The 4,322-nt window shown below is 65.2% G+C and carries 6 protein-coding genes; 1 reads left to right on the top strand and 5 read right to left on the bottom strand.

All coding sequences use genetic code 11. The features are described from left to right. Positions 1-125: 125 nt before the first annotated feature. The 3 genes from AB0I23_RS41210 to AB0I23_RS41220 all read right to left on the bottom strand — a co-directional run bounded on the left by AB0I23_RS41210 (position 126) and on the right by AB0I23_RS41220 (position 2,830). Positions 126-1,130, bottom strand: a complete 1,005-nt coding sequence (locus tag AB0I23_RS41210) for an IS3 family transposase (protein ID WP_359118373.1) — start codon at positions 1,128-1,130, stop codon at positions 126-128. A 20-nt stretch (positions 1,131-1,150) separates the two neighbouring features. Then, on the bottom strand, positions 1,151-1,534 hold the full coding sequence (locus AB0I23_RS41215) for a hypothetical protein (protein WP_359118375.1): 384 nt from the start codon (positions 1,532-1,534) through the stop codon (positions 1,151-1,153). Positions 1,535-2,290: 756 nt separating this feature from the next. Beyond that, the gene (locus AB0I23_RS41220; protein WP_359118377.1) at positions 2,291-2,830 is read right to left on the bottom strand and encodes a hypothetical protein; all 540 of its coding nucleotides are present in this window, start codon (positions 2,828-2,830) and stop codon (positions 2,291-2,293) included. Between the two features lie 213 nt (positions 2,831-3,043). On the opposite strand from AB0I23_RS41220, the gene AB0I23_RS41225 reads away from it, so the two are divergent. After that, the gene (locus tag AB0I23_RS41225; RefSeq protein ID WP_359118379.1) at positions 3,044-3,589 is read left to right on the top strand and encodes a GIY-YIG nuclease family protein; all 546 of its coding nucleotides are present in this window, start codon (positions 3,044-3,046) and stop codon (positions 3,587-3,589) included. 174 nt (positions 3,590-3,763) lie between these two features. Here AB0I23_RS41225 and AB0I23_RS41230 read toward each other — a convergent pair whose 3' ends face one another. Together AB0I23_RS41230 and AB0I23_RS41235 are read right to left on the bottom strand one after the other, a co-directional pair. Next, on the bottom strand, positions 3,764-4,141 hold the full coding sequence (locus AB0I23_RS41230) for a DUF5958 family protein (protein WP_359118381.1): 378 nt from the start codon (positions 4,139-4,141) through the stop codon (positions 3,764-3,766). Between the two features lie 51 nt (positions 4,142-4,192). Continuing rightward, a partial coding sequence (locus AB0I23_RS41235) for an integrase core domain-containing protein (protein ID WP_359118382.1) occupies positions 4,193-4,322 on the bottom strand: 130 nt, incomplete at its 5' end.

The following is a 4,322-nucleotide window of genomic DNA, read 5'->3' on the forward strand; positions in this document are numbered from 1 at the left end:
GCTGCCGTCAGCTACGCTCGCCCCGCTGCGACGGGGCTCGCGGCGCAGGTCTTCCACCTCCACTCGGTCAAACAGCGCTTTCCACGGCGCACGAAGATTTCAAGTCCAGTGAGACGGTCGTGACGCTATGAGGTTTGTGGTGCGGGTTCCCTGCGCTTGGCCGGGTTGTTGATCCAGGCCGTCTGGGGTATCTCGGGCGGTCGGGGGCGGCGGCCGAAGCGTTCGGGGTGGCGGGCGTATGCCTCGGCGAGGGTGACCGCGCGCTGGTCGCGGACCTCCTCGGCGGTCCCGAAGTGGACGGATGCGGGTGTGTGCCAGCCGATACCCGAGTGCCGGTGCTCATGGTTGTAATACGCGAAGAACGCGTCGAACCACTCGCGGGCGTGGGCCAGCGAATCGAACCGCTCGGGATAGTCCGACATGTACTTCGTGGTCTTGAACTGGGCCTCGCTGTAAGGATTGTCGTTGGAGACCTTCGGCCTCGAGTGCGACCGCGTCACGCCCAGATCGATCAGCAGCTGGGAGACCTTCTTCGACGTCATCGAGGTGCCGCGGTCCGCGTGCACGGTCTGGGGCACGATGCCGTTGCGGGCGATGGTCTCGCGGATCAACTCCTCGGCCCGCACCGCTGATTCGGCCCTCTCGACGGTGTGGCCGACGATGTACCGGCTGAAGATATCGATGATGACGTAAGCGTGATACCAGACGCCCTTGACCGGTCCGGCCGCCTTGGTGATGTCCCAGGTGAACACCTGCGACGGGCCGGTGGCGACCAGCTCGGGCACCGCCTTTGCGGGATGAGTGGCCTGGCGTCGGCGCTCGCCGGACTGATCGTGCTCGCGCAGGATCCGATACATCGTCGAGACGGAGCAGTGATAGCGCCCGGCATCCAGCTCGCGGGCCCAGATCTGCGCGGGCGCCAGCTCGGCGTACTCGTCGCTATTCATCAACTCCAGTACCGCAGCCCGCTCTTCGGCCGTCAGGGCCGACGGCTGCACCTGCGGGGCACGTGCTTTCCGTGGTGGTGCCGGCCGGAGCCGGCGGTAGTGGGTGGCACGGGAGCGGCCGGTCAGTCGACAGGCGGCCGTGATGCCCAGCTCAGCCTCGACGCCCGTGAACGCCTCGTCCACGACAGGATCGGCGGCAGGCTTCAGTCCGCGCTCTCGGAGAGCATGTCCAAGAGCGCGGAAGCTTTTCCCATGACTTCCAGCGCGGCCTTGTTCCGGGCCAGTTCCTTCTCCAGCCGTTCCACCTGGCGGCGCAGCTTCTCGTTCTCCGCTTCGGCGGCCGACTTCTTCGGCCGGGCCGGGCTGGTGCGCTTGTCGACCAGCTTTTCCAGGACCCCGGCGTCCCGCGCGGCCCGCCATTCCTTGACGTGCGAGTGGTACAGACGCTCACGGCGCAGGACCGCGCCCTTCTCGTTCTTGGGTGCGGCGTCGTACTCGGCCACGATCCGCAGCTTGTACTCCGGGCTGAAGGAGCGGCGCTTCGGCCTGGCAGCCGGGTCGGATCCGGCGGGCTTGATGCTGGTCATGAGGGGGTGGTTCTCCTGTCGTGCCCTCTCAGGCTAACCCGCCGAAGCGGAACGTCTCACCCAAGGCTGACAGAGAGGGAGCTGCCAATCAGCTAGTCCGGACGTCTGATCTTCCAACAGCCTCAGTCTGCAAGGAGCTGCCAGGAAGTCGCGAAGAGCCCCCACAGGCCTCCAAGTGCCAGCCCAGCGCCTATGCATCGCTGAAAGTCATAGGAGGCAAAGAAGCCTTGTTGACCACCGCGCCAGTGTTCATGTAGCCGCTCGGGGACTCCATGGAAGTTCACCATCACAGCCAACCCCACAGCGCCGATGACCACACTCAGCGGCAATGTGACCCATGTCGGAGCAGGATCACGAGTTGCCTCAGCAAGTTCGAGTAGGTGCCGCTCCACCCCAGGCTGCATGAGCCGATGATCTCAGATGCGTGCCCCTCTCGTGCCCGATCGCTCGGGAAACCACGGGGAATGACGGGTACTCGCGACAGCTCGCACGAGAACGGCCCCCGACCGATTCACCTGGTCGGGGGCCGTTCATCTGCGGTGGGTGTGGGATTTGAACCCACGGTGACATCGCTGCCACGACGGTTTTCAAGACCTCTGCCCGACTGCCGGCTATCGGCCGCCCGCGCGTCTGCACCGCCTGAATACCGATGAGCCAACCCTGCGACTCAGCGTGAAAGCGTCTGACGGGTGGTTCCAGCGGTTGCTGGGAGGCAATAGACGACCTCATCGCGTCAGATGGGGTCGTTGGCGCTGGTCATGGATCGCAGGAAATCTCAGCCAACCATTCTGGGGTGTAGCACTCGGCGAACGACCACTTCTGGTCCGAGTTGTGATCGTCTGTGCTGTCGGTGTACACCTCAAGCCTGCCTTGCGGCGTCAAGCGGTAGTACTCGCGAATCGGGTCACCCTCCACGGTGGGATAGGTTGCCTTCAGTTCCGCGCTCTCGCCGTTCTTGAGGGCTCGCTGGAGGCAGACAATTTCCCGCGCCGCCTGCTTCTGCATCTCCTCACCCTGATCCAGGCTCACCTCGCCACAACTTGAAAACTCGGTTCTAGACTCCCAGCGTTCCTTGACTGGATCGTTCAGCATGCCGCAACCACCAGCCAGCAAGGACGTTAGCGCTACCGCGACGAGCCGCGCGCGAATCGAAACAGCCGCCACGCAGCGACGACGGGCCCTGCCTTGAGCTATCACGTTGCCCCCTTCCTGGCCGTCAGACGCGGCTTCGATGAAACCGGTTCCGTGCGCGTGCGTGCCGGATCCGTGCCAGATCGAGCGGTCAGCCACGGTCAATCGGGGGGTGTGACGGCGCAGAGGTCGTTGGCAGACCCGGCTCCCCCGTGTGGCAGTTGAACTGCAAGGACTGTCCCGCGAGCGGTGCCAGGCTTACAAGGCAGCGCTCCACCTTCCCAAGCTGATGTCACGCAGCTACGTAGGCGAAGGACGTTCTGTCAGCGGCGGCCAGTAGCCTGCGACGATCAGCCGTCGCGCGCACCTGGAGGTGTCGTGGAAGCTACCGCTCTCGTCAGCCCCGACCAGTTGTGGTCGGCGCAGGAGGTCTTGGTTCGTCCGAGCCCTGTCCCGGCGGCCGCAGGGGTCTACGGGTGGCACTTCAAGCAGCCGCCCCACCCGGACCTAGACGCCGGGCGCCTGCTATACGTCGGGATAGCCCCGCGGTACATGGCGAACCGGACCAGTACCCAGAACCTGCGTAAGCGGGTGCGCTACCACTACCGGGGCAACGCGGCCGGCTCGACGCTGCGGCTCACCCTCGGTTGCCTGCTCGGACTCGAGCTGCGCCGCGTGGGCAGCGGCAAGCGGATGACCTTCGGCAAGGCCGGCGAAGCCACCCTGAGCCAGTGGATGGCGGACAACGCGCGGGTGTGCTGGATCGAGCAGAGCGAACCATGGGACCTGGAGTCACAGCTCATCTCCCAGCTCGACCTCCCGCTGAACCTCGACCAGAACCGCCACAACGCGTTCCACAGCCGCCTGAAGGAGCTACGAGCCCAAGCACGCCAGCGAGCGCGAGAGTTGCCCATCAGTTCGTAGGCCGCCGAACGGGCCGCCGGGCCGTTGCCTGGGCCGTCCCTGGGCCGTCCGAGGTCGCTCGACAGTGGCCAACGACGACCAATGACGACCGCTCAGCCGCTCATGAACACCGGCCGGACCAGCCAAAACGCAGCTCCCCAAGATCCCCGGCAAGACCCAGGGCAAGTAGTCATCTTAGTTTGCGTCCCGTGGCCCATCCGACAGGTTGTGCCACGTGTGACCACATCCCCCGGCGCAGTACAGCGTCCGCCTGCGGGTGTCCGCGATGCTGAAGAGGGCGACGAGCAGGCTGAAGGATTTGGTGAGTTCGTAGGCCGGGAGTGCTTCCATTCCGAAGCGCCACTTCGTGAGCATCACCGCCGGCGTGTGAGTGGGGCGTATGCCGGAACGCGCGATGCTCTCCGGCACGTCCTCCTCGCAGGCGCGGGCCTGCCCGCAGAACAGCACCAGTGCGTGCAGCACCTTGCGTTGGTCATCCTCTGAGAGGCCCTCGAACCACTCGACGCCTTCGGTCATCGGTCTGAGCCCCTGTGCGAGCTCATTCAGGATCACGGGGGCTCACCCAAGATCGTGGACACCGTGCGTTATGCGGCGAGCGCCACCTTAACCGATCGCCGTTCGAAGGTGATCGGACTGATGTTCGAAGGTGATCGGACTGATATTCCCGATGGCGGTGTGGCGCCTTCGGGTGTTGTATCGGGTGATCCAGCGGAAGACTTCCCGGCGGGCTTCA

Origin of the sequence: Streptomyces atratus (assembly GCF_040655115.1) — a bacterium.
GTDB lineage: Bacteria > Actinomycetota > Actinomycetes > Streptomycetales > Streptomycetaceae > Streptomyces > Streptomyces atratus_D.

Bases quoted from the DNA above. Each gene is read 5' to 3' on its own strand.
- AB0I23_RS41215 (WP_359118375.1), bottom strand. From the start codon at position 1,534: ATGACCAGCATCAAGCCCGCCGGATCCGACCCGGCTGCCAGGCCGAAG.